This is a genomic window from Billgrantia antri, from assembly GCF_017868935.1.
Lineage (GTDB): Bacteria > Pseudomonadota > Gammaproteobacteria > Pseudomonadales > Halomonadaceae > Halomonas > Halomonas antri.
This window is the reverse complement of sequence record NZ_CP053383.1, coordinates 1,862,988-1,886,830: the sequence shown is the minus strand read 5'-3', so window position 1 is coordinate 1,886,830 and position 23,843 is coordinate 1,862,988. Positions and strand designations below refer to the sequence as shown.

The window sequence follows — 23,843 nt, the reverse complement described above, 5'->3', positions numbered from 1 at the left end:
GAGCACGCATCGTGCCGCGCATGGGTTGATCTCATCCATGGGCCGGGTATGATGCGCCTCTCTATGCCGGCGCAGCGCTGCCGGATATCCATGCTGTCTCCCTTCGCTTCGCAGGAATACCGGCCATGCCGATACAGCACTGCATCGTCCACGCCATCGACAAGACCGGAAGCGACCAGCCCGCCAGCCTGAAGCCGGCAAGCGCGGAGCTGGCGCCCTCAGCGCTGCTGGAGGAGCTGCTGGCGCGCTTCCACGACGCCTACCATGCCAAGACCAAGGCTTGGGGACACTTCGTTGCAGAGAGCGACGACCCGCACGCAGCGGTGGCCGAATTCGCCAGCGACCTGGCCGGCCACCTCGACGGTCATAGCGATTTCGTGGCCTTCACCCGTGCTGCGGCCGAGCGCCTGCTGCCGGTGGTCGATGCCCACCTCTCGGTCTCGGGCCACCTGCTGTGCGTCGATTACCGCCAGGGCGAGACGCACTACTTCGCCGCGGCGCTGCTGCATCAGCGCGAAGGAGTCGGAGTCACCGACTCGCTGGATATCGTGCCTGCCACGCAGCTCAACCTGGCGCGCATGAGCCTGGGCCTGCGCATCAATCTGACCCAGTGGCGCGACGGTGCAGCCTCTCGTCACTATCTTTCGTGGATTCACGACCGCGGCGGCAAGAAGCTCTCCGAGGATCTGGCCGGCGTGCTCGGCGCCACCGAGGGCATCGATGCCACCGGCGAGACCCGCACGCTGCTCAAGGCCTTCAGCGACTACGTGGAGCAGCAGGACATGCCCGAGGAGCAGAGCCGGGAGCAGACCGAGACGCTGATCGAGTATGCCAACGAGCAGGCCGGTCGCGGCGAGCCGATTACCCTGGAGGCGCTCTCCGAACTGCTCGACGAGCAGCAGCCCAAGGCTTTCTACGACCATATCCGCAACGCCGACTACGGCCTCTCCCCCGAGATCCCACCCGACAAACGCACCCTGCGGCAGTTTCGCCGCTTCACCGGGCGCGCCGGCGGCATGTCGATCAGCTTCGACTCCCACCTGCTTGGCTCAAGCATCGAGTACGACGAGAGCCAGGACCGCCTGATCATCAAGCAAGTGCCCAAGCAGTTGAAGGAACAATTGAAGAAACGCCAGGGGTGACCCGGCCCTGGCACGCGCCAGCCGGCGTGGACGCTACTCGATGTCGTGAGCCGCTTCCGCCGCCGCCAGCCATTCGCGCAGGACCTGCTGCCCGCGCGTCCTGAGCCCAGGACCGTAGCGCTCGGCCTGCTCACGCAGCGCTACCGGGTCGATCCCCGCGGCGTCCAGTTCGGCGGCATGACCGATCAGCCAGGGCTCGATCCTGGCCGGGTCCACCTCGAGATGGAACTGCAGGCCAAGGACCTGCTCGCCGACGGCAAAGGCCTGATGGGAACAGGCGTGACTATACGCCAGGCGTGTGGCACCGGGCGGTGTTTCGAACATGTCGCCATGCCAGTGCAGCACGACGTCCGGGTTGCCGAGGTGACGCAGCGGCCCCTCCTGGCCGTCGCGGGTCAACGAGACGTCGGCGAAGCCGATCTCCTTCTCCGGCATGGGAAATACCCGCCCCCCCATGGCCCGAGCGATCAGTTGGGCCCCAAGGCAGATGCCGAGCAGTGGACGCCCCGTCTCGAGGCGATGGCGGATGGCATCCAGCTCCGCGGAGAGGAAAGGATAGAGCGCATCGTCGTTGGCCCCGATGGGCGCGCCGAGCACCACCATCAGCTCCGGGCTGTCGACATCCAGCGCCTCGAGGGCGTCCGGGCCAAGCAGCCCCGGATCGAGATAGCGAATACGATAACCGCATTCCTCGAGAATCGGCTCGAAGATACCAAGATCCTCGAACGCCACGTGGCGAATGGCAACGACACTCTTCATGAACGAGAAGCTCCCTTTCCTTTTTGAACGGTTTGACGAATGCGCCAATACCTTAGCAGCATAGCCAAGGCAGCCTGCACCAAGGAATCGCTCGAGTTTGCCGTTAGGACGCAAACCCGACTAGCTTGAGTGTGCAGCAGCGAGAAGGCACTTCAACGCAGTAGCGAGGAGGGAACCCTGGCCATGCAGGACAAGGAAGTGGCAACCCGGGAGAAGCCGCTGGTGGTGATCACGGGCGCTTCGGGTGGCGTGGGAACCGCGCTGACCCAGAGCCTCAAGGATGACTATTTCATCATCGGCCTGGACAGAAGCAGCGGAGAAGCGCCCCACGAGAGCTACGAATTCGACCTGACCGACGTCGACTCCATCCGCGAGGCGCTGGACAAGATCCGCGAACGGCATGGGCGCGACATTGCCGCGGTGGTGCATCTGGCCGCCTACTTCGACTTCACCGGCGAGGCGTCGCCGCTCTACGAAAAAGTCAACGAGCAAGGCACCAGGAACCTGCTGGATGCGCTCGACGACATGAACGTCGAGCGTTTCGTCTACTCAAGCACCATGCTGGTCCACGAACCGCAGGTGCCGGGGCACCGGGTCAGCGAAGAGACCCCGATCGGCCCTACCTGGCCCTACCCGCAGTCCAAGGCGCGCACCGAAGAGGTGATTCGCCAGCATGCCAGCATGCCCTACACCCTGTTGCGACTCGCCGGCATGTACGACGAGAAGACCAGCGTGCCCACCCTGTCGCACCAGATCGCGCGCATCTACGAGCATACCTTCAAGAGCCACTTCTATTCGGGCAACACCAATGCCGGCCAGGCCTGCGTGCACAAGGAGGACATGATCGACGCCTTCCGCCGCACCATCGACCGCCGCCGCGAACTGCCCGAACACAACGAGATCCTCATCGGCGAGGAGCACGCCGTCAGCTACGAGGCGCTGCAGAATCGGCTCGGTGAGCTGATCCACGGAAAGAAGAAGTGGAAGACCGTGGTGATGCCCAAGCCGCTGGCCAAGACCGGCGCGCTGCTCGAGGAAAAGAGCGAACCGCTGGTGCCGGACGATTTCGACAAGGGCGAAAAGCCCTTCATCCGCCCGTTCATGATCGACATGGCCGACGACCACTACGAGCTGGACATCCGCCGCGCACGCGAGCAGCTCGGCTGGGAACCTCATCATGAGGTCTTCGATACGCTCGAGGCCATGGTCGACAACCTGCTCGCCGACCCCCACGGCTGGTACCAGGCCAACGGCATCACCCCGCCCGACTGGGTCGAGGAGGCCGAGGAAAAGGGCGCCAACCCCGAGCGGGTACTCGAGGATTACCAGGCCCATGCCCAGCGTGAGCATTATCGCTTCCTGTGGGCGCACTTCTTCAATGTCGGCTTGGGCGCCTGGCTGGTCGCCTCCCCCGTCACGCTCGGCTACGGCGGCGGCATGGCCGTGAGTGACATGGCCTCCGGGCTGCTGCTGGCGCTGTTCGGTGCGCTTTCGCTGTCATTGAGTCTGAGCTGGGCGCGCTGGGCGGCGGCGGCCGTCGGCCTGTGGGTGCTATTCGCACCGCTGGTGTTCTGGAGCGAGAGTGCCGCGGCTTACCTCAACGGCTCACTGGTCGGCACATTGGCCATCGGCTTCGCCGCTCTGGTGCGACCGGCACCGGGAATATCGCCCTCCGCAGCGATGACCGGCCCCACCACGCCGCCCGGCTGGAACAACAACCCCTCGAGCTGGTTCCAGCGCATGCCGATCATCGTGCTGGCATGCGTCGGCTTCTTCGTCTCGCGCTACCTCGCCGCCTACCAGCTCGGCCATATCGATGCGGTATGGGATCCGTTCTTCGCCGGCACCCGCGGCGGGCTCAACGGCACCGAGGACATCATTACCTCCAAGGCCTCCGAGGCGTGGCCGGTACCCGATGCCGGCCTCGGCGGCATTGTCTACATGCTGGAGATCCTGCTCGGCTTCGTCGGCGCGACCAACCGCTGGCGCACCATGCCTTGGATCGTCGCCTCGTTCGGCGTGCTGATCGTGCCGCTCGGCGTGGTCTCGGTGACCTTCATCATCATCCAGCCGATCCTGATCGGCACCTGGTGTACCCTGTGTCTGCTACAGGCCGGCGCGATGCTGCTGCAGATCGCCTACGCCTTCAACGAGTTCGTCGCCACCGGGGAATTTCTCAAGCGGCGTCACAAGGCCGGTGCACCGCTGCTCAAGATCTTCTTCACCGGTGACACCGACGAGGGACCCAACGAGTCGACCGCGGAAAACTTCCAGCGCAAACCCAGCCGCATCATCGGCGATGCGCTCGCCACTGGCGTGAACCTGCCGTGGAACCTGGCGCTGTGCCTCCTGATTGGTGCCTGGCTGATGCTGACCCGGGTTACTCTTGGCGCCGAAGGCACCCTGGCCAACTGGGACCACCTGATCGGCGCGCTGATCATCACCGTGAGCGTGATCGCCATGGCCGAATCGGCGCGCCCGGCGCGCTGGCTGCTGATTCCGCTGGGGGCCATGTTGATGCTCGTGCCTTTTCTGCATGGTGCCGGCATGCCGTCGATGATGAACAGCCTGATCTGTGGGGCTATCGTGATTTCCCTTAGCCCGCGCCGCGGGCCGATACGCGGCGAATACGGCAGCTGGAGCCGGCTGCTGGGCTGAGGGCGGAGCTGGCCGACAGGGAGCGCTCCTGGGGGCGCTTCCTGTCGCTTTCATGCACACAGCCGACCACACTGGTATCGTGTCGGCATGCCTGCCACGAGCGACAATCCCACCATGACCTCACGCCCCGACCCTCGGGTACTGCTGCGCCTGATTGCGTTGCTGGCGCCCTATCGTACCCGGCTGGCCATCGCCGCCTTGGCGCTGTTGCTGGCCTCCGCCAGCGTACTGTTGCTGGGCCAGGGGCTGCGCCTGGTGATCGACCAGGGCTTCCTCGCCGAGGACAGCACCCGCCTCAACCAAACGCTAGCCGCCATGCTCGCGGTGGTCAGCGTGCTCGCCGGGGCTTCCGCCCTGCGCTATTACCAGGTGAGCTGGATCGGCGAGCGGCTGGCCGCCGACCTGCGCCGCCAGGTGTATGACCATCTGCTCGACCTCGAGCCGGCCTTCTTCGAGAGCGCAGCCCACCGTGATCGCGGCCCCGCCGAGATCGCCTCGCGCCTGACCGCCGACACCAGCGTGCTGCAGACCCTGTTCGGCTCGTCGATCTCGCTGGCGCTGCGCAACCTGGTGATGCTGCTGGGCGCGGTGGCGCTGATGCTGGTAACGCAGCCTTGGCTCTCGGCGCTGGTGCTGGTCGGCATCCCCGCCACGGTGCTGCCGATCCTGTGGTTCGGCCGCCGCGTGCGGCGCCTCTCCCGTCACAGCCAGGATCGGGTGGCCGAGCTCGGCCGCTACGCCAGCGAGACCCTCGACGGCATCCGCACCGTGCAGGCCTTTACCCACGAAGCCATCGACCGTCACGACTACGGCGAACGCGTCGAACAGGCCTTCGCCACCGCCGTGGTGCGTACTCGCCAGCGCGCCTGGCTGACCGGAGCGGCCATGCTGGCGGTGTTCGCTGCGGTGGGCCTGATGCTGTGGCAAGGCGGCCAGGCAGTGCTGGCCGGCGAGATGAGCGCGGGCGAGCTTTCCGCCTTCGTCTTTTATGCCGTGCTGGCCGCCGGGGCGGTGGCCACCCTGGCCGAGGTCGCCGGCGACGTGCAGCGGGCCGCCGGCGCCGCCGAACGCTTGCTCGAACTGCTCGACGCCGAGCCGGGCATTCGCCCACCGGCGCTGCCGACGCCCCTGCCCCAGCCACTGCGCGGCGAGATCCGCCTGGAAAACGTGAGCTTTGCGTACCCGGGTCGCACGCTACCGGCGCTCGACTCCCTCGAGCTGTGGATTCGACCCGGTGAGCGCATCGCCCTGGTGGGGCCCTCCGGGGCCGGCAAGAGCACACTGCTGGGGTTGTTGCTGCGCTTCCACGACCCCGATCGGGGCCGTGTAACCCTCGACGGGGTCGACCTGCGTGCACTGGATCCCCGCGAACTGCGCGCCGCCATGGGCCTGGTCGCCCAGGAGCCGGTGCTGTTCACCGGCTCGGTGGCCGACAACCTGCGTTACGGCAAGCCCGACGCCAGCCTCGACGAGCTTCGCGCCGCTGCACGCGATGCCAACGCCCTGGGTTTCATCGAGGCCCTGCCCCACGGCTTCGACACCCAGCTCGGGCCGGGCGGCGTGCAGCTCTCCGGCGGCCAGCGCCAGCGCCTGGCAATAGCTCGCGCGCTGCTAAAGGATCCCCGCGTGCTGCTGCTCGACGAAGCGACCAGCGCGCTGGATGCCGAGAGCGAACGCCTGGTCCAGCAGGCCCTGGACAGGTTGATGGCCGGACGCACCAGCCTGGTGATCGCCCACCGGCTGGCCACGGTGACCGCTGCTGATCGCCTGTTGGTGTTCGACGAAGGCCAACTCGTCGCCGCCGGCCGCCACGCCGAACTGCTCGACCAGAGCCCGCTCTACCGTCACCTGGCGGAGCTGCAGTTTGGCCGCCACCGGGCCGAAGCATGAGCAAGAAGGCGATTGGTCCTGTTCAGATGGTGTTCCGCAAGCCCAGCTCGTAGGGGTGGGGATCGAGGTAGGTCTGTTGGCGGATGTACGCCGAACCGTGGCGCTTCACATAATGGTTGAGCAGGCGCACCGGTACGGCGAGATGCACGTGACCCAGGCGGTACTCCTCCACCGCCTGCAGCAGGTCCTGCTTGACCTCGCTGTCCACCGCCTGCTTCAGGTAACCGAGCACGTGCATCAGCGCGTTGGTGTGGGTCTTGCGCGTGGCCGGGCGCGACAGCGCCGCCATGAAGCGTTGCAGGTACGAGCGCTTGACCTCTTCCAACGGCAATGCATGCGCCTCGCTGCCCAGATAGCGGCCCAGCTCGCGGTAGGCTTCCACGTGATGCGCCATCAGCAGGTACTTCTGGCGGCTGTGGAACTGGATCAGGGCGTGGAACTCACTCGCCTCTTCAACGTGGCGCTTCCAGTCGTCGAAGGCGAATACCCGGGTGATGAAGTTCTCGCGCAGTACGGCGTCGTTCATGCGCGCCTCCTCCTCCAGCGGCAGCTCGGGGAAGCGTTCGCGCATCACCTGGACGAAAAGTCCGGAATCGGCATGACTGGGCATGCCGTTCTCGTGATAGACCTTGACCCGTTCGAGCCCGCAGCTCGGCGAACCCTTCATCAGAATGAAGCCGCGCAAATGCCGGTGACGGGCTATAAACGCCTCGCCGACCTCGCGCAGTCGCTCGGTGACATCGAGCTCCGGGTCGACCGTGCCCTTCACCCGCGGCGGTTCACCGGGCGAGCCGACCAGGCGAATCGGCTCCCGAGGAACGCCCAGACCAGCCGCGAGTTCGGGGCAGAACGGCTCGAAGGAGAAGCACTCCTGCAGCACCTCCAGGCAGTAGCGGGAACGCTTGTGTCCGCCGTTGTAGCGCACCTGCTCGCCCATCAGGCAGGCACTGATGCCTACCGGAATGGCTGTCGTAGACGTTGTCGCTTCCGCCAAGGCAAACCTCTCATTTCAGGCCACACCGGTTTATCGTCGCCGCTCCGACGCTTTCCGGCAAGGGTGATGCCGGCTAGAAGGCCTCCTGCTCTGCTGTTGCGGCAGTCGCCTGTGGTCGTGACAATCCCACCAGACTGGGTGTAGCAGGCGCCGGTGCCTGGACGTCGCTCCGATGCCGTGGCATCGACGCTTCGCCGCCGAGGGCAAAGGCATTGATCAGGCGCGTCAACATTTCCGCCTGGTTGCGCATGACGGCGGCGGTGTCGCTATTGTGGTCGACCATCGCGGCATTCTGCTGGGTCATAGTATCCATTTGGCTGACGGCCGAGTTGACCTCATGGATGCCGACGCTTTGCTCACGCGAGCCGGCGCTGATCTCGGCGATGACATCGTTCACTTCGGTAATGCTGGTGAAGATCTCCTGCATGGTGAGGCCGGCCTGGTGCACTATCTCCGTGCCCTGCCGCGTTCGCGTCATCGACTCGTCGATCAGCGTCTTGATCTCGCGCGCGGCGTCGGCCGAACGCTGCGCCAGGGAGCGAACCTCCTGGGCCACCACGGCGAAGCCGCGGCCATGCTCGCCGGCCCTGGCAGCCTCGACGGAAGCGTTGAGCGCCAGGATGTTGGTCTGGAAGGCGATACCGTCGATCAACGAGACGATCTCGCCGATCTTCGACGAGGAAGCGCTGATCTGCTCCATCGTCTCCTCGACCCGCAGCATCGATGACTTGCCCTGCTGCGCCACTTCACCGCTGCGGCGCACCAGCTGGTCGGCCTGCTGGGTGTGCTCGGCGTTGTTCTGCACGGTAGCCGTTATCTCCTCCATCGCCGAGGAGGTCTGTTGCAGGCTGGCGGCCGCCTGGTCGGTACGCGAGGCCAGGTCGTCGCTGCTGCGCGCGATGCTCAGTGAGGCTGCATACACCCCATCGGCACTTTCCTTCACCTCACGCAGCGTCGCCTGGATGCGTTCGAGAAAGCCATTGAACTGCCGCGCCAGCTCCCCGATTTCGTCCTTGCTGGTGACGCTCAGACGTCGGGTCAGGTCACCGCGCCCCTCGGCCACGCCCTGAGCGATCTCGTGCATGTCGCTGGCGGTGCGGCGGATCTGGCGCACCGTGCGGCGCGTGATCCAGATGGCGAAGCACGTGATGATCAGATTGATGGCCGAAGCGATGAGCCACAGCCTTACCAGAGTCTTCACCAGTTGCTCCCGGGCGGTGGCTTCGATACCCACCATGGCGGCGTCGACATCGTTGGCATACACGCCGGCACCGACCACCCAATTCCATTCGGGAAAAGCCATGACATGGGAGTACTTCGGCTCCACTTCGCCGCTGGCCGGGTTACGCCATTCATATTCGTAGGCACCTCCGCCACCGCGTGCGATGTCGATCATGTCTCGAATCAGCGGCTTGCCGCCGGGATCCACAGCACCCAACATGTTGCGCCCTTCCTGTTCAGGCACAGCCGGCTGGACCAGCATGGTGCCCTCGTAGTCGAAGACGAAAACGTAGTTATCCTTCTCGAAGCGCAGATCGCGCAGCAGCTCGAGGGCCGTCTGCCTCGCCGCATCGGGGTCGCCGGCATTACCAGCCACGCTTTCGACCAAGGTACTGGCCATGGCGACGAGGTTTTCGATCCCGTGTCGTCGAGACTCGAGCAATAACTCACGCTGCTGCGTCAGTTGCCAGCGGTTGGCCTCAATGCGCTCGAGTCCTTCGAGAACCAGCAGGCACGAGGAGGAGACTATCAGCGGCACCAGGACCAGAAGCAAGATCTTGTTCTGCAGGTTGAGCGCCAGCAGCCGCTTGAGGCTGGCAAACCCGTTCCCTTTGTTTGCGTACGTTTTCATGGCGAGGCCGTATGCGAATGGTGTCATTGGTATTGTTCAGGAATCGTTGCGCCTGCCATGAAGCCCCAAGCCTGCCCGTCGCACCAGTGGCGCTAAGACCATCGAATGCAGGAATTCCTCAACTTGTTGATCTGCATCAAGCTAACGGCACCACACCGCTTTCCAGTCCCAGCCATCCTTGCGGATGAATGCCAGCCACAAGCGTTGGCTTTCCATTTTCTCGAGATCCTGGAGAAGCCTTTCGGGAGGTGTCTCAAGGCAAGCTGTTGCTGGCAACCAGGCCGCATCGATCCTGGGTGCTTGCCGCGCCGGCTGCAGGAAATCGTGCTCAAGCACCGCGAGAAAGCCGTTCAGTGCATGCAGCGTACTCTCCAGTTGAAAGCGCACCGACGGCGACAGCGACTCATGGCCATAGCAAACGATGGCGAGGGATTGGTAGAGCCGGAACAGCGCCACCGGCAAAGCCTGGTCCGGAGCCGGTTGGTGATAGTAGTGAAGGATCGGATAGGCGAGGTGTTGCTGCCCCACGGTGATGATGCTCGCCTTGAGGCCGTCGGCCTGGCGGGCCAGCTCTTCGAAATTGCCGCTCTCCTCGAATCTGCTCACGATGCCTGCCGGCGTGGGGCCAAGCGTATGAATGGAAAGCGCCAGTTGACGCTTCTGCACCAGCGCCGACATGACCGAGAGAATATAGGTCACGGCGAGAGTCAGCAGGAAGAAGCCGTTGGCCGCTGCCAATACCGCCAATACCTGCCACTTACCCGTGCCTGCGACGAAGTCTCCGTACCCCAGCGTAGTAAGGGTATAACCGACGAAATAGAGTCGTTCCACGGGGTTGGCATAGGTGCCCGAAGCGGGATGATACACCGCTACCTCATGACTGCTGAAGACCAGCCACCACCCCAGCCAGACCAGCCCGACCCATACCGTGATCAGGCCGACGGTGAGCCACGGTCCGACGGCCCCAAGCAGTCCTTTCCTCCCAAGCCGCCGATACAGCCCCAGCGCAACGAACCAGACGAGGCGCCCCAGCCAACCGGTAATGGGCCCGGCTCCGGTTGCCGCAAGCGTGGTCTTGACAGCATCATAGATGACCAGCCCCACCAGAAGAAAACCGCTTGATGCAATGAATATCGCCATGCTGCTTTCCTTGCCAATCGAATGGTTCGTGCCGTTACCCTAGCCCATGGATTCGCTCATGGGTGCCATAGGCTGACTGCCCCCGGCAAGAAGGGCCATTCGTGTAAGTCATTCTGCCGCTGTCAGATATCCTTGGTTAGAAAAGCAAATTTTTCTTTGCATTAGGAAACTCGTATGACCTTGATCACCACATGAGTCGTTCCTACGTTTACCCGTGATGGCAGACGCCAGCAGTGCCGGAACACCGGTAAATGGACGTACGATCCCGCTTGTTATTCGACAGGCAAAAAGGAAGGAGATCTGACATGGCACAGCGCAACCAGAATCCGGGCAACTTTGCCAACGACCCGCAGAAAGCTTCCGAGGCCGGTCAGAAAGGCGGCCACGAAAGCAGCGGCAACTTTGCCAACGACCCCAAGCGTGCTTCCGAGGCTGGCCACAAGGGCGGCCAGCAGAGCAGCGGCAATTTTGCCAACGACCCACAGCGCGCGTCCGAGGCCGGCCAGAAAGGCGGCCACGAAAGCGGCGGTAACTTTGCCAACGACCCGCAGCGCGCGTCAGAGGCCGGCCAGAAAGGCGGCCATGAAAGCGGCGGTAACTTTGCCAACGACCCGCAGCGCGCCTCCGAGGCCGGCCAGAAGGGCGGCCAGCACAGCGGTGGCAACTTTGCCAACGACCCGCAGAAGGCCTCCGAGGCCGGCCAGAAAGGCGGCCAGCACAGCGGTGGCAACTTTGCCAACGACCCGCAAAAGGCCTCCGAAGCCGGCCAGAAAGGTGGCAAGAACCAGGGACGCTAAGCGATGCTGACGTTCCGTCCATCTCAGGGATCGAGGCAATGGGCAGGAAGCTTTGGCGGAACGAAGAATGGCTCTGCAAGCGAAGCTGTCAGGTACACCCTGGCAGCTTTTTCTGTACTTGAAGTTGTCGTACTCGACGAAGGTCGAGTTGCGGCAGAGGTGCCGAGCGCTCACCCTACCCAACAATAAAAAAGACCCCCCGAAGGGGGTCAGGTGGAGCACGCCAGCTCACATCGGTAAATCGCCTTGGTTCCTCACCGTTGGCGACGTTGCCGAGGAAGGTGAAGCCGACCTTCCTGCAGCGTTGTTCGGTTAGCTGACAAACATAATGCGATTACTGCGCCAACAACTACAGAAACGCTTGAAAACAAAGCCCTGCAAGAAAAACAGCTACGCAGGCTTTGTGCCATCTACCGCCAGCTCACTATCTTTGCACCACCGAAGATCGCTTAAGCAATTTCTTGCCACATTTTGACGCGTTGCAAAATTAGCGTAACGACATAAAACAGCCGAACACCGCTACGCTGACGTACCTCCTTTACAGCCACTCGCGAGTGACCTCCATTACACGCCCATCCACCGTGCGTTGCAGCTTGTCCTCGATTTCACTGCACAGCGATTCCGCTTTCTGACGCTCGTTGCCAATCACCACGAAGGTCCATTCGCTGGCTTCCAGTCGGCCATGCTCGCCGCTCTCGCATACCGCCACCGCCGGGTTGCGACCATAGCGTTCATGCAGGCCACCCATGCGCTGGCGCTTCTCCTTCAGCGACGCACAGCCAGGTAGGGAAATCCGTACATTCAACACGGCGATATGCATACTACACTCCCTTTTCGTGATCGATTATCGCCCTGGCGGCTACACGCTAGCATACTCATCGGCCATGGCCTTACCGAGTGTTCGTCTGACGCTTGCCGTGCCCATGCAAAACTGGCATGAGGCACGGCCCTACAGGCGATATCGCAACGCAGCATGTCATGATATATAAGCGCTGAGTTCTTCCGCTCCCTTCGTCAGGACACTTCCTCATGCCCGTCGGCTGCTCCACCTCCGCCAGACCCCGGTTTCTCCGCGGTCCGGCCTTGCTGTTGCTCGTCGTTGTAGGTTTTCTCTTCACTCCTCTCGCGCATGCAGCCACTGGTCCGCTCGCGTTGACGAATTCCCTGGTCGGTTTCATTGCCGTGATGCTGTTCGTGCTCGCCTATGCGCTGGTGATGGCCGAAGAGAAACTTCACATGCGCAAGTCCAAGCCGGTGCTGGTCGCGGCCGGTTTGATCTGGTTCATGATCGGCTGGGTCTACGTACAGGCCGGCATGCCCAATGAGGCCGAACACGCCTTCCGCGAGACCTTGCTCGAGTTCACCGAGCTGATGCTGTTCCTGCTGGTGGCAATGACCTACATCAACGCCATGGAAGAGCGCCGGGTATTCGATGCGCTGCGTGCCTGGATGGTGCGCAAGGGCTTCAGCTATCGCCAGCTGTTCTGGTTGACCGGCGGGCTCGCCTTCGTGATCTCGCCGGTAGCCGACAACCTGACCACCGCCATGCTGATGTGCGCCGTGGTGATCAAGGTGGCAGAGGGCGACAAGCGCTTCATCAACTTGGCCTGTATCAATATCGTGGTAGCAGCCAATGCCGGCGGTGCCTTCAGCCCTTTCGGCGACATCACCACGCTGATGGTTTGGCAGGCCGGCATGCTGCAGTTCTATGAGTTCTTTGCCCTGTTGGTTCCGTCGCTGGTCAATTTCCTCGTGCCGGCAGCGATCATGACGCTTTTCATCGGTCATCGAACGCCCCACGGCGTCGAGGACGAAGTCGACCTCAAGCGCGGCGCTCGCCGCATCATCCTGCTGTTCCTGCTCACGATTGCCACCGCCGTGGCCTGCCACAGCCTGCTCCATCTGCCGCCGGTGCTGGGCATGATGACGGGCCTCGGTTATCTGCAGTTCTTCGGCTACTACCTGCGTCGTACCCTGCCCCGCTCGCTGGAACGCAAGCGTGAACACTACACGCGTACCGGCGACGAGCGTCGACTGGCCCAGCTCGGCAGCGTAGTACCGTTCGATGTGTTCAACCGCGTGGCACGGGCCGAGTGGGATACCCTGCTGTTTTTCTACGGTGTGGTCATGTGCGTGGGTGGCCTCGGCTTCATGGGTTACCTGGGCCTGGTTTCGGAAGTACTATACAGCGGCTGGGACGCCACCTGGGCCAACATCGCACTGGGTGTGGTTTCCGCGGTGGTGGACAATATTCCGGTGATGTTCGCCGTATTGACCATGCAGCCGGAGATGTCCCACGGCGATTGGCTGCTGATCACGCTCACCGCCGGGGTCGGTGGCAGTATGCTCTCGATAGGCTCCGCCGCCGGTGTGGCCCTGATGGGTCAGGCCCGTGGCTACTATACCTTCGCCGGGCACCTGCGCTGGGCTCCCGCCGTCGCCCTGGGCTATGTCGCCAGCATTCTCGTTCATTTATGGCTGAACGCGGGGAGTTTCCACGTCTACGGCTGACCTGCAAGCCTTCAAGCCGGCGCCAGGGATGGCGCCGGAACACGCCACCGCCGATCGAGCCGCATCGCGTTGCACAGCAGCTTGTTTCTCTACCGCCCCGGCTGCCTTTCCTGATGGGAAGGTAACCCCTCGTAGGCCAACCAGGGCGAATCGTGCGAAACCCAGATATGCCCTTCCGGCCGTGCTTTCGGATCGTCATCCAGGGTGGCGACCCTTACGATAACGTGCGGCTGTCCCTCTCGTTCGGCGATGAGGTGTGAACCGCAGGTGCGACAGAACCAGCGTTTCTTGCCGGGAGAGGACTCGAAAGAAGACCGCACCTCCTCCCCCTCAAGCCAACGAAAATTTTTACGCATCGCCCCTGCCGTGGTGGCAAAGGCCGCAGCATGGGCCTTCTGGCACGTACGACAATGGCAATGTCGTATTGGCATGTCCAGTTGATCGATCTCGTAGGTGACCGCACCGCACAGGCAACTTCCTTTCATGTAGTGATTTCCTCTCAGATATCGATGACCAGATCCGGCACGAACAGGGGCGGCTCGAACTCCCCCGGGTACCCCCCGGGGTTGGCCAGTACCCGCGTGCCATTGACCTGGTGCTCGACCGGCTCGTGCACGTGACCATGAATCCATAGATCCATGCGCCCCATCATGGCCGACAGATGCGAGGCAAAAGCCGGCGACAGCGCATCGCCTTGGTAACGTGGCGGAATGCACTCCGCCAGCGGTGCATGATGGCTGATCACCACTCGCGGCCCATCGCAGGGCTTGGCCAGCTCCGCCGCCAGCCAGGCCAGGGCTTCGCTATGCAGCCGCTGGCTTTCGGCCGGGCTGAACGTCTCCCCTTCGGGCTGTTCGATGATGCTGAAATCCGGCATCAGCCAGCGTGCCTTCTCTTCGGTCAGTGCCGGGTCGTGGTCCGGGTGTTCGGCATATAACGCGAAATCGGTCCACAGCGTGGTGCCATGGAAGCGCACGCCATCCAGCGTCAGCGAACGGTTGTCGAGCAGGTGAATCCCCAGCCGCTCGGCCTCTGCTGCCAGCACCTGGCGCAGCAGCGGCATACAGCTGCCGTAGAACTCGTGATTGCCCGGCACGTAGAGGATCGGCAGCCCGGCGAAACGCTCCGCGGCCCAGGCAAGCCCCTCGGCATGGCGATGGATATCACCGGCAAGGATGACCATATCCGCCGCCGCTTCAGGTAACTCGCGCCCCTCGTCGAAATGTTCCAGATGCAGATCCGACAGCACTCTGAGCCGCATGGTCATCTCCTTGCTTGCCGGCGCACCGTCAGTCGCACCGCTCCAATCGGATTGGCCCAGCATAAGCGGATAGCGAAAGGCTTCGCCAGGCTTGGCTGATGCCAGCGCTTGCGACTATGTTGAGATGGCCCGTTGCAAAGGGCATAACGACTCAATGGAGGGAGTCTCATGACCGTGCAGAACACCACCGCGTCCGCCCAGGACGTCGTCGACATTCTCACTCTCGACCATCGCGAAATGGAGGAGCTGCTCGACAGGATCCAGCGCTCTCCCGATGCCGAGCAGCGCCGCGACCTCACCGATACGCTGATCACCGAAGTGATGCGCCACTCCGTTGCCGAGGAGATGTATGTCTATCCGACGATGGAAAAACGCATTCCCGATGGAGAGGAGGAAGCCGAGCACGACAGAGAGGAACACGACGAGATCGTGCAGGTAATGAAACAGTTGGAAGACGCCGATGCTGCTGAGCCGGCCTTCATGGACCGTGTGCACAAGCTGGACGAGCTGCTGCGCCACCACGCCAAGGACGAGGAGGCCGACCAGTTTCCCAAGCTGCGCCAGCGCATTCCAGGCGAGACCCTTGTCGAGCTGGGCAGGAAGGTTGAAAAAGCCAAGCAGATGGCACCGACCCGTCCCCATCCCAGCGCACCGCACTCCGAACTGTTCCACAAGACGGTAGGCCCCGGCGTCGGTATGGTCGACCGCCTGCGTGACCAGCTTAGCGGCAGAATGACCGGCTGAAGGTTGAGTCCACGCTTCACCCGAGCGCCTGATCAGGCGCTCGGCCCCACTCCCTGATAGCTACCTAAGGACTTCCCTTCCCCGGTCTCGCGTCAGGCCGAGCTGCTAGAGAACCCGAGTGGACAGCGCTGCCCACGCTCAGCCAGGAGGAGCTCGCAATGAACGGAACGACCACACCCGACAAGGGCGACGCCATCTCATTGATGGCACGCTGGGGCTATGCGGCCCGCGGCGTCGTCTACCTGATGGTGGGAGGCCTCGCCGCGTTGGCGGCACTCGGCCAGGGCGGCGAAACCACTGACAGCCGCGGCGCGCTGGAGCGTTTGATGACGGCCCCGTGGGGGGACGTGCTGCTCGGCGTCATCAGCGTGGGCCTGGTGGGCTATGCCATCTGGCGCGGTACCCAATCACTCAAGGATACCGACCATCATGGCACCGATGCCAAGGGCCTGGCGATTCGCGGGGGCCTACTGGTAAGTGCCGGCACGTATCTGCTGCTGGCGTTTTTTGCCGCCAGCCTGATCTTTACCCTGGGCGGCGACGGTGGCGGCTCCGGGAGTGGTTCGGAAACCCTCGCTGGCTGGCTGATGCAGCAGCCTTACGGGCGCTGGCTGGTCGGTGTCGTGGGCGCGGCCATCATCGGCGCAGGCGTCGCTCATGGCATCAAGGGCTGGAAAATGAAGTTTCATCGCCACTTCGACATGCCACCCCACACACAGCGCTGGGCCTATCCCGTCTGCCGCTTCGGGCTGGTGGTGCGCGGGCTGGTATTCCTGCTCATCGGCGCGTTTTTCGTCCTAGCCGCCTACGAGGTGAATCCCGACCAGGCGGGCGGCCTTGCCAAGGTCTTCAGCACGCTGCGAAGCCAGATTTTCGGCCGTTGGCTGCTGGCCTTCGTTGCCCTGGGTCTGTTCGCCTTCGGCCTCTACAGCCTGCTTGAGGCCATCTATCGGCGTGTGAACGCACCCGGCTGAGCCCAGCGCCGAAGCGCAAGAGACGGGATCCTGCCTGACCCAGTTGATGGAAAACCTTTCCACGGGCATGCTAAGCCACTCATCCTCGCCGCCACTGCTGGAGAACGACATGCCTCAGCCCCGCCTCGGTTTTATCGGCATCGGCCTGATGGGCGCCCCCATGACGCACCGCCTGTTGCAAGCCGGCTTTGCCGTCACGGTATGGAACCGCACCCCGACCAAGGCCGAGCCTCTACGCGAGGCCGGCGCTACACTCGCGGGCTCCATCGGTGAGCTGATGGCGGAGGTGGACGTGGTGATGCTGTGCCTGGCCAACACCACCGTGGTGGAAGAGGTGATTTTCGGTGAAGGCGGCGTAGCCGCGCATGGCCGCACGGGACAGCGCCTGGTCGACCTCTCCAGCAGCGACCCGGCGGCAACGCGCAGCTTTGCCGAGCGGTTGGAAGAAGAGTGCGGCATGCGCTGGGTGGATGCGCCGGTCTCCGGCGGCGTAGCGGGGGCCGAGGCCGGCAGCCTGGCGATCATGTGCGGCGGCACCGAGCAGGATATCGAAGCCGTGCTTCCCTTGCTCGCCCCGCTCTCGGCGAGGGTGACACACATGGGCCCGGTGGGCACCGGTCAGGTCACCAAGGTGTGCAACCAGATGATCGTCGGCTGCCAGGCGGCGGTGATCGCCGAGATGGTGGCCCTGGCCGAGGCCAGCGGCGTGGATGCCAGCCGCCTGACCGAGGCGTTGGCCGGTGGCTTCGCCGATTCCAAGCCGTTCCGGATCCTCACCCCGCGCATGGCGGCGAGCGAGTTCGACAACCCGGCCTGGCACCTGCGCACCCTGCTCAAGGATCTCGACCTGGCCCTGGCCCAGAGCCAGCGCGCCGGCAGCGCCATACCCCTGAGCGGCCTGGCGGCCCAAGTGATGCGCGCCCATGCCAATCATGGCCACGCCGAGCACGACCCGGCGACGTTGGTGGAGGCATATCGCCGGAAGGAGGGCTAGCCCTGCGACCCATGCCTGCCCGACTGTATGGCAGATGACGCCTTGGGGCTCAACAATGGCTGGATCAGCATGCGATCCAGCCTCAGCTCGCGGGGGTCGCGGAACGCTGCGATGCCGATCGTCATGTTCAGGTGTCCGGCGTCGGGCTGGTCGCGATAGGTGCCGAACAGCCGGTCCCACCAGGGCAGGTTGAAACCGAAGTTGCTGTCGGTTTCACAGCGCACGATGGAGTGATGGACGCGATGCATGTCCGGCGTCACCACGATGAGGCGTAACCTACGGTCGAGCCGCTCGGGCAGACGCACGTTACCGTGATTGAACATGGAGGTGGCATTGAGCAGGACCTCGAAGATCAGCACCGCCACGGCCGGCGCTCCCAGCAGCGTCACCACGGCCACCTTGATGCCCATCGAGATGAGGATCTCCAGCGGATGGAAACGCAGGCCGGTGGTGACGTCGAACTCGAGATCCGCGTGGTGCATGCGATGCAGGCGCCACAGCCAAGGCACGGCATGGAACAGCCGGTGCTGGAAATAGATCGCCGCGTCCAGTAGCAGCACCGAGAGCGGCAGCGCCAGCCACAGTGGCGCCGGAACCACATGGAACAGCCCCCAGCCGCGCTCGGCAGCCACCAGAGCAGCCCCTACCGCCGCCAGGGGAAAGAGCAGGCGCACGGCCAGCGTATCCAGCACCAGAATCAGCAGATTGCCGGGCCAGCGCTGCCAGCGCCGTATCCGCTGCTCGCGACGCGCAGCGAGAACTTCCCACAGCGCCATCGCTGCCAGTACCAGCAGGAAGATGCCGAGGCGGATCAGCGGTTCGTGGCTTCTCAGCGTGTCGCTCATGCTCATGGCTCCGGCGAATTCTTCCCTGATGGTATCGCTGTCGAGCGGGATTTGTCCCCCGCCCCGCCCTTCCGTACACTTGTTTGACTCTCCCCCCACACGACGCTACGCCGAGGCATGACCATGGCTTTCGATTCGACCTCTACCTACGTGGCTACCGATGCCTTGAAGCAGGCGGTGAACGCCGCCGTGACCCTGGAGCGGCCGCTGCTGATCAAGGGCGAGCCGGGCACCGGCAAGACCCTGCTGGCCGAGGAGCTGGCGAACTCTCTGGGCACCCAGTTGATCACCTGGCACATCAAGTCCACCACCAAGGCCGCCCAGGGACTCTACGAGTACGATGCAGTGAGCCGCCTGCGCGACTCCCAGCTCGGCGTGGAGGGCGTGGAGAACGTCGAGAACTATATCAAGCCCGGCAAGCTGTGGGAGGCCTTCACCGCCGATGAGCGCGTGGTGCTGCTGATCGACGAGATCGACAAGGCTGACATCGAGTTCCCCAACGACCTGCTCCAGGAGCTGGATCGCATGGAGTTCCATGTCTACGAGACTGGCGAGACCGTGCGTGCCCGCCACCGGCCGATCATCGTGATCACCTCGAACAACGAGAAGGAGCTGCCCGACGCCTTTCTGCGCCGCTGCTTCTTCCACTACATCGAATTTCCCGACCGCGAGACCATGCAGGCCATCGTCGATGTGCACTTCCCCGACATCGCGCCGAAGCTGGTCAGCCAGGCGCTCGAGGTGTTCTTCGACCTACGCCAGGCGCCGGGGCTGAAGAAAAAGCCCTCCACCTCCGAGCTGGTCGACTGGCTGAAGCTTCTGATGGCCGACGAGCTGGCCCGAGAGGCGCTCTATCACCGCGACCCGGTCAAGGCGATCCCGCCGCTGGCCGGCGCCCTGGTGAAGAACGAGCAGGATACCCAGTTGCTCGAGCGGCTGGCCTTCATGATGCGTCGACACGGCAACCAGAGGCGCTGAGCCATGTTCATCGGCCTGTTCGAGACCCTCAAGCGCGCCGGCGTGCCGGTGTCGCTGCGCGAACTGCTCGACCTGCACGCGGTGGTCGAGCGCGGCGTGGTGTTCGCCGACATGGAGGCGTTCTATCAGGTCGCGCGCACCGTGTTGGTCAAGGACGAGCGTCACTTCGACCGCTTCGACCGTGCCTTCGCCGCCTGGTTCGACGGCCTGGAAAATCTCGATGCCGCCATCGAGGCGTTGATCCCCAACGACTGGCTGCGCCGCGAATTCGAGAAGCATCTCTCCGAGGAGGAGAAGGCCCAGATCGAGTCGCTGGGCGGACTGGAAAAACTGATCGAAACCTTCAAGCAGCGCCTCGATGAGCAGAAGGAGCGCCATGCCGGCGGCAACAAGTGGATCGGCACCGGTGGCACCAGTCCCTTCGGCGCCTACGGCTACAACCCCGAGGGCATCCGCATCGGCCAGCAGGGCTCGCGCCACCGCCGCGCGGTGAAAGTGTGGGACGAGCGGCGCTTTCGCGACTACGACGACTCCCTCGAGCTGGGCACTCGGAACATCAAGATGGCGCTGCGCCGGCTGCGCAAGTTCGCCCGCCAGGGCGCGGCGGAGGAGTTCGACGTCGATGCCACCATCCGCGACACCGCCCGCGACGCCGGCCTGCTCAACGTGCGCCTGCGTCCGGAGCGGCATAACTCGGTGAAGGTACTCCTGTTCCTCGACGTGGGCGGCTCCATGGATGATCACATTCGCGTCTGCGAGGAGCTGTTCTCCGCCGCCCGCTCGGAGTTCAAGCACCTGGAGCACTACTATTTTCACAACTGCTTGTACGAAGGTGTCTGGCGCAACAACCAGCGGCGCACCAGTGAGCGCATTCCCACCATGGACGTGCTGCATACCTACGGCCGCGACTATCAAGTGGTGATCGTCGGCGATGCCGCCATGTCACCCTACGAGGTAACCCACCCCGGCGGCAGCGTGGAGCACTTCAACGACGAGGCCGGCGCGGTGTGGCTCCAGCGCCTGGCTGACAAGTTTCCCCGCCTGGCCTGGCTCAATCCCATGCCACCGCGGGCCTGGGAGTACACCCACTCTACCCAGTTGATCCGCCAGTTGATCGACGACCGCATGTACCCCATGACCCTGGAAGGGCTCGAGAATGCCATGCGCGACCTGGCTCGCTGACCCAAGCACTGCGAGCGAATGCGACCCGGTTCAGGACCGCTTGCCCCATTGCCAGCCCAACCTTATACTGTGTTTCCATACAGTTTTCGTATGACCATGCTGTTTTGCCCGGTCCGGAGGAGAAGATAGCGCATGGACTCGCCATAGCCCTTTTTGGCTATTTCCTTGAAAAATAGCCTCTAAGGGCTATTATCCAGATATTACCGATGCGTAGTACAAGCCCATGGCGCACTACATTGCCGTACTCACGGGCGACCTGGTCGATTCGCGCAAGGCCAGCGACCCCAAGCAGCTCTTCGAGGTGCTCGATACTACCCTCGAGACGCTCACCAAGCGTTACGGAGGTCAAAGCGAGCGCTACCGCGGCGACGGGTTTCAGATCGCCCTACCCGACCCGACAGTCGCCCTGCCTGCCGCAGTGCTGCTGCGTGCGGCGCTGATTCGCCACTCGGAGGAGCGCCAACGCTGGGATGCACGTATCGCCGTTGCCATCGGCAAGGATCGCTGGCACCCCGAACAACGGGTCACCGAGGCCAGCGGCGAAGTGTTCGTGCGCTCCGGCCAGACGCTGGACGCCATGAGCGAAGGCACCTCGCACCTGTCTCTCAGCCTGACCGAGGAGGACGGCAGCGAGTGCCTGGCGCTGTTGACCCGTTTCGTCGACGATCTGATCGACGGCTGGTCGCGCTACGCTGCCGAGGCCGTCTACCTCAGCCTGTGGCACAAGGAATCCCAGCAGGCGCTCGCCAAGCGGCTCGGTATCAGCCAGCCCAGCGTTCACAAGCGGCTGCGTGCCGCTCGCTGGGCGCTGCTCGAGGACTACCTGCGCTACCTCGGCCAACGCTTCAAGGATGACTCACGATGAACGCCGATCTCTCGCTGCTGCTGGGGCTGGTGCTGGTCCACCTGCTCGGCGACTTCGCCTTGCAGCCAAGCCGCTGGGTCGAGGCTCGCCTGGTGCGCAAGGTGCGGTCCCCCCAGCTCTACCTGCACGCGGCACTGCACGGCGGCTTGGCCTTGGCGGTACTGAGTGCAGCCACCCTGAGCCGCGCTAGCAGCGCTTCCTGGGGAGTGGTCCTGGGTGGCGCGGCAGCGATCGCCGTAAGCCATGCCGCGATCGATCTCGGCAAGGCCTACCTGTCAGCGACGAGGCTGCGCTGGTTCATGCTCGACCAGGCGCTGCATCTGTTGGTGCTGCTGGGTGCGTGGCTGGCCTGGCTCGGCAGTTGGCAGCCCTTGCTCGCGTTCTGGCAATGGCTGTTCACCCCGCCGGTGCTCGGCATCGTCGTCGCCTACGTGCTCGTCACTCGCCCGCTGTCGATCGTCATCGCCCTGGTGATACAACGCTGGAGCGCGCAGATCGACAATCCCGGCACGCTCATTGCCGCCGGAGCACGCATCGGCATGGCCGAGCGCGTACTGGTCCTGACCCTGGTGTTGCTCGATCAGCTGACCGCCATCGGCTTTCTGTTGGCGGCCAAGTCGGTACTGCGCTTCGGCGAACTGCGCGGCGCCCAGGATCGCAAGCTGACCGAGTACGTGCTGATGGGCACCTTGCTCAGCGTCTCGACCGCCATGGTACTCGGCTTGTTGATACGGCTGGTGATACAGGGGAGCTGAGCATGCCGATGCGCTGGACCACCCTGTTGGGCATCACCATGGCGAGCGTTTGGTTGGCCGGCTGCGCCACGCCGGAACACCTCGAACGGCGCGACGGCTACGTGGTGGACCATGCCCACGTGTCGCCCTCGCACACCAGCCGAGTACGCCACCTGGTGATCCACTACACCGACGTCGACGAGGCCGAATCGCTGGCCGTGCTCACCGGCCCCCGTGTCAGCGCCCACTACGTGCTGCCGTTGCCGGCGCGAGACCACCGCGGCCAGCCGCTGGTCTATCAGTTGGTCGACGAAGAGCGCCGCGCCTGGCACGCCGGCGCCAGCGCCTGGAAGGGGCGCACCAATATCAACGACACCTCGATCGGCATCGAGATCGTCAATACCGGGCCCAACCGCCCCTACGCCGAGGTGGAGCGGCTGCTGGAACAGAACCCGGAAGCCGCGGTGGAAATCGGCTGGGCCCCCTATCCCGAGGCACAGATCGAGGCGTTGATCGCCCTTTCACGCGACGTCATCGAGCGCCACGACATCCACCCCACCGACGTGGTGGCGCATTCCGACATCGCACCGACACGCAAGATCGACCCCGGCCCGGATTTTCCCTGGCGCCGGCTGCATGAGGCCGGCATCGGCGTATGGCCTGAGGAAGACAGCGTTGCACGCTGGCGGGCCCGCTTCGAAATCGCAGCCGTACCGCTCGCCACCCTTCAGGAAGCGCTCAAGAGCTGGGGCTACCGGCTGGAGGCAACCGCTGAGCTGGATCGCGAGACTCGCGCCGTGCTGCGCGCCTTCCAGATGCGCTTCCGCCCTTCCGACTACCGCGGGCAGCCGGATGCCGAAACCGCTGCGATTCTCTGGGCGCTGCTGGAACACTACCGTCCAGCAGCGCTGGAGCGGCTCGACAGAGCAAGGGGGCAACAGGAAGGCTAGCGAATTGAACACCTAGGGTCGACGCAGCCGGCGAGCCTGAACGGATCACATGGTTGCCAGCCGTTCCTGATCGTTGATGCCAGCCATTCGCACCAGGGCCAGGGCCTCGTCGAGGCTATCCACCTCTTCGACCCGCACCAGTTCGCTGTCGAGGCTGAAAGACTTGCCGGTTTTCTCGGAGAGCAGCCGCTCCAGGGTAGGCACGTCCATGCCCTCCTCCATCTGCAGAACATCGACGCTGGCACTGCCGTGGGTACCGGGCAGGTAGATGGTGCCGTTGGAGAAATCCACGGCGTACGCGATCACGCCCGGAACGATGAAGAACAACAGCCCCACGCCATTGGCAATGGCAACCACCGGGTCGATGCGGCCGCTCATCTGGCCCTTGCGCTCGGGATGAAAGACGGTACCGCAGCCCACCAGAGCGGTGAAAGAAGCAGCAAGCACCAGCCCGGTCAGGGCACGACGGATCTGGATCCTCATGGAAGGAAGGCTCCGCAGAAGGTCGGGTTACCGGCGCCGGACGATTGCCGCCCTTGGCGCCGCCATGGAGAATGGCAGGAGATTACCACA

22 protein-coding genes are annotated in these 23,843 nt (G+C 63.9%); 13 read left to right on the top strand and 9 right to left on the bottom strand.

Translation table 11 applies throughout. The features are described 5' to 3' along the window. Positions 1 to 125: 125 nt before the first annotated feature. Positions 126 to 1,142, top strand: a complete 1,017-nt coding sequence (yejK, locus tag HNO53_RS08765) for a nucleoid-associated protein YejK (RefSeq protein WP_209477885.1) — start codon at positions 126 to 128, stop codon at positions 1,140 to 1,142. Between the two features lie 33 nt (positions 1,143 to 1,175). On the opposite strand, the gene HNO53_RS08760 is transcribed toward yejK, so the two are convergent. Beyond that, complete coding sequence (locus tag HNO53_RS08760; RefSeq protein ID WP_209477883.1) at positions 1,176 to 1,901, bottom strand: glutamine amidotransferase; 726 nt, start codon at positions 1,899 to 1,901, stop codon at positions 1,176 to 1,178. 183 nt (positions 1,902 to 2,084) lie between these two features. On the opposite strand from HNO53_RS08760, the gene HNO53_RS08755 reads away from it, so the two are divergent. Together HNO53_RS08755 and HNO53_RS08750 are read left to right on the top strand one after the other, a co-directional pair. Then, the gene (locus tag HNO53_RS08755) at positions 2,085 to 4,559 is read left to right on the top strand and encodes an NAD-dependent epimerase/dehydratase family protein (protein ID WP_209477881.1); all 2,475 of its coding nucleotides are present in this window, start codon (positions 2,085 to 2,087) and stop codon (positions 4,557 to 4,559) included. A gap of 114 nt (positions 4,560 to 4,673) precedes the next feature. Then, the gene (locus HNO53_RS08750) at positions 4,674 to 6,449 is read left to right on the top strand and encodes an ABC transporter transmembrane domain-containing protein (RefSeq protein WP_209478580.1); all 1,776 of its coding nucleotides are present in this window, start codon (positions 4,674 to 4,676) and stop codon (positions 6,447 to 6,449) included. Between the two features lie 22 nt (positions 6,450 to 6,471). Here HNO53_RS08750 and HNO53_RS08745 read toward each other — a convergent pair whose 3' ends face one another. The 3 genes from HNO53_RS08745 to HNO53_RS08735 all read right to left on the bottom strand — a co-directional run bounded on the left by HNO53_RS08745 (position 6,472) and on the right by HNO53_RS08735 (position 10,435). Next, positions 6,472 to 7,443, bottom strand: a complete 972-nt coding sequence (locus HNO53_RS08745) for a YbgA family protein (RefSeq protein WP_209477879.1) — start codon at positions 7,441 to 7,443, stop codon at positions 6,472 to 6,474. Between the two features lie 73 nt (positions 7,444 to 7,516). Continuing rightward, positions 7,517 to 9,295, bottom strand: coding sequence for a methyl-accepting chemotaxis protein (locus HNO53_RS08740; protein ID WP_209477877.1), 1,779 nt, complete (start codon positions 9,293 to 9,295; stop codon positions 7,517 to 7,519). Positions 9,296 to 9,436: 141 nt separating this feature from the next. Then, positions 9,437 to 10,435, bottom strand: a complete 999-nt coding sequence (locus HNO53_RS08735; protein ID WP_209477875.1) for a potassium channel family protein — start codon at positions 10,433 to 10,435, stop codon at positions 9,437 to 9,439. A gap of 305 nt (positions 10,436 to 10,740) precedes the next feature. Between HNO53_RS08735 and HNO53_RS21670 the strand changes: the two genes are divergently transcribed. Continuing rightward, positions 10,741 to 11,232, top strand: coding sequence for a con-10 family general stress protein (locus HNO53_RS21670; RefSeq protein ID WP_209477872.1), 492 nt, complete (start codon positions 10,741 to 10,743; stop codon positions 11,230 to 11,232). Between the two features lie 538 nt (positions 11,233 to 11,770). Here the strand turns inward: HNO53_RS21670 and HNO53_RS08725 are convergent. Beyond that, positions 11,771 to 12,052 (bottom strand): DUF503 domain-containing protein, encoded by a 282-nt coding sequence (locus tag HNO53_RS08725; RefSeq protein WP_209477870.1) that lies wholly within the window; start codon positions 12,050 to 12,052, stop codon positions 11,771 to 11,773. Between the two features lie 209 nt (positions 12,053 to 12,261). On the opposite strand from HNO53_RS08725, the gene nhaD reads away from it, so the two are divergent. Further along, on the top strand, positions 12,262 to 13,743 hold the full coding sequence (nhaD, locus tag HNO53_RS08720; protein ID WP_209477868.1) for a sodium:proton antiporter NhaD: 1,482 nt from the start codon (positions 12,262 to 12,264) through the stop codon (positions 13,741 to 13,743). An 89-nt stretch (positions 13,744 to 13,832) separates the two neighbouring features. Here the strand turns inward: nhaD and HNO53_RS08715 are convergent, their stop codons facing one another. Together HNO53_RS08715 and HNO53_RS08710 are read right to left on the bottom strand one after the other, a co-directional pair. Then, positions 13,833 to 14,228: a GFA family protein gene (locus HNO53_RS08715; protein WP_209477866.1), complete on the bottom strand. Its 396-nt coding sequence runs from the start codon at positions 14,226 to 14,228 to the stop codon at positions 13,833 to 13,835. A gap of 14 nt (positions 14,229 to 14,242) precedes the next feature. Then, complete coding sequence (locus HNO53_RS08710) at positions 14,243 to 15,004, bottom strand: metallophosphoesterase family protein (RefSeq protein WP_209477864.1); 762 nt, start codon at positions 15,002 to 15,004, stop codon at positions 14,243 to 14,245. Positions 15,005 to 15,172: 168 nt separating this feature from the next. Between HNO53_RS08710 and HNO53_RS08705 the strand changes: the two genes are divergently transcribed. The 3 genes from HNO53_RS08705 (at position 15,173) to HNO53_RS08695 (ending at position 17,716) form a co-directional block, all read left to right on the top strand. Then, the gene (locus HNO53_RS08705; RefSeq protein ID WP_209477862.1) at positions 15,173 to 15,748 is read left to right on the top strand and encodes a hemerythrin domain-containing protein; all 576 of its coding nucleotides are present in this window, start codon (positions 15,173 to 15,175) and stop codon (positions 15,746 to 15,748) included. A 158-nt stretch (positions 15,749 to 15,906) separates the two neighbouring features. After that, positions 15,907 to 16,722, top strand: coding sequence for a DUF1206 domain-containing protein (locus tag HNO53_RS08700; RefSeq protein ID WP_209477860.1), 816 nt, complete (start codon positions 15,907 to 15,909; stop codon positions 16,720 to 16,722). 46 nt (positions 16,723 to 16,768) lie between these two features. Next, positions 16,769 to 17,716, top strand: coding sequence for an NAD(P)-dependent oxidoreductase (locus tag HNO53_RS08695; RefSeq protein ID WP_338034806.1), 948 nt, complete (start codon positions 16,769 to 16,771; stop codon positions 17,714 to 17,716). On the opposite strand, the gene HNO53_RS08690 is transcribed toward HNO53_RS08695, so the two are convergent. Beyond that, complete coding sequence (locus HNO53_RS08690; RefSeq protein ID WP_209477857.1) at positions 17,713 to 18,561, bottom strand: sterol desaturase family protein; 849 nt, start codon at positions 18,559 to 18,561, stop codon at positions 17,713 to 17,715. The two genes, HNO53_RS08695 and HNO53_RS08690, sit on opposite strands and share 4 nt — an antisense overlap. Positions 18,562 to 18,684: 123 nt before the next feature. On the opposite strand from HNO53_RS08690, the gene HNO53_RS08685 reads away from it, so the two are divergent. The 5 genes from HNO53_RS08685 (at position 18,685) to HNO53_RS08665 (ending at position 23,270) form a co-directional block, all read left to right on the top strand. Further along, positions 18,685 to 19,539: an AAA family ATPase gene (locus HNO53_RS08685; protein WP_209477856.1), complete on the top strand. Its 855-nt coding sequence runs from the start codon at positions 18,685 to 18,687 to the stop codon at positions 19,537 to 19,539. 3 nt (positions 19,540 to 19,542) lie between these two features. Continuing rightward, entirely contained in the window at positions 19,543 to 20,721 is a 1,179-nt protein-coding gene (locus HNO53_RS08680) for a vWA domain-containing protein (RefSeq protein WP_209477855.1), read from the top strand. A gap of 223 nt (positions 20,722 to 20,944) precedes the next feature. Then, a complete protein-coding gene (locus tag HNO53_RS08675; RefSeq protein ID WP_209477854.1) occupies positions 20,945 to 21,586 on the top strand; it encodes a hypothetical protein in 642 nt (213 codons plus the stop codon). Continuing rightward, complete coding sequence (locus HNO53_RS08670) at positions 21,583 to 22,341, top strand: DUF3307 domain-containing protein (protein WP_209477853.1); 759 nt, start codon at positions 21,583 to 21,585, stop codon at positions 22,339 to 22,341. The genes HNO53_RS08675 and HNO53_RS08670 overlap by 4 nt, the downstream gene beginning before the upstream one ends. A 2-nt stretch (positions 22,342 to 22,343) precedes the next feature. Next, a complete protein-coding gene (locus HNO53_RS08665) occupies positions 22,344 to 23,270 on the top strand; it encodes an N-acetylmuramoyl-L-alanine amidase (protein WP_209477852.1) in 927 nt (308 codons plus the stop codon). 45 nt (positions 23,271 to 23,315) lie between these two features. On the opposite strand, the gene HNO53_RS08660 is transcribed toward HNO53_RS08665, so the two are convergent. Then, the gene (locus HNO53_RS08660; RefSeq protein ID WP_209477851.1) at positions 23,316 to 23,753 is read right to left on the bottom strand and encodes a hypothetical protein; all 438 of its coding nucleotides are present in this window, start codon (positions 23,751 to 23,753) and stop codon (positions 23,316 to 23,318) included. Positions 23,754 to 23,843: the final 90 nt, after the last annotated feature.